The sequence below is a fragment of the Novosphingobium sp. HII-3 genome (assembly GCF_002916655.1).
Classification (GTDB): domain Bacteria; phylum Pseudomonadota; class Alphaproteobacteria; order Sphingomonadales; family Sphingomonadaceae; genus Novosphingobium; species Novosphingobium panipatense.
The window spans coordinates 1-789 of record NZ_PPSM01000087.1; the positions used below are offsets into that span (position 1 = coordinate 1).

Below are 789 nucleotides of genomic sequence, written 5' to 3' on the forward strand. Positions count from 1 at the left end.
TGTCAACCGGCGCGCAAAACTGACCCCCTATCGGCGCCCAATATTGACCCCACCTTTCGGCAGCGCGGCGGTTATCCCGGTAGTCGATAGGAGGGGCCCACGGACGACGACGCGCACCGTCAGGTGTGCTGGCGGCGGCGTCCGTGGGAGGTCCCTGTTGACCCACCGGGTTAACCGCCGGGGATGGGGGTCCGGGGGAAGGGGTTTTGGGCTCAGTTTCGGTTTTTGAACCGCCAGCTGTCGTTGCCTGTCTCGATGATGTCGCAATGGTGGGTGATGCGATCAAGGAGCGCGGTGGTCATCTTGGCGTCGTGGAAGACGCTCGGCCATTCGCCAAAGGCGAGATTGGTCGTGATGATCACCGAGGTCTTTTCGTAGAGCTTGCTGATCAGGTGGAAGAGCATCTGGCCGCCGGAACGGGCGAACGGGAGATAGCCCAGTTCATCGAGCACAACGAGATCAAGCCGTGAGAGTTGAGCGGCAAGGCTTCCGGCTTTGCCCAGTCGTGCTTCTTCCTCAAGCCGGTTCACCAGATCAACCGTATTGAAGTATCGGCCTCTGGTGCCGGCGCGTACCACTGCGGCAGTGATGGCGAGCGCCAGGTGGGTCTTGCCCGTGCCCGTTCCACCTACCAGCACGATATTGCGCCGTTCCGGCAGGAAGGAGCCGGCGTGCAGGGAGCGGATCAGCCCTTCGTTGATCGGCGTTCCGTCGAACATGAACCCATCCAGGTCCTTGATTGCCGGAAGCTTCGCCGCGGTCATCCGGTAGCGGATCGACGCTGCCTCC

Annotated in this window: 1 protein-coding gene; it reads right to left on the minus strand. The window is 62.2% G+C overall.

What is annotated here, in order from left to right; genetic code table 11:
- Positions 1-212: 212 nt before the first annotated feature.
- Positions 213-789 (minus strand): IS21-like element ISSsp4 family helper ATPase IstB (gene istB / locus C2R25_RS19580; RefSeq protein WP_103730794.1); only part of this gene is annotated, 577 nt, incomplete at its 5' end.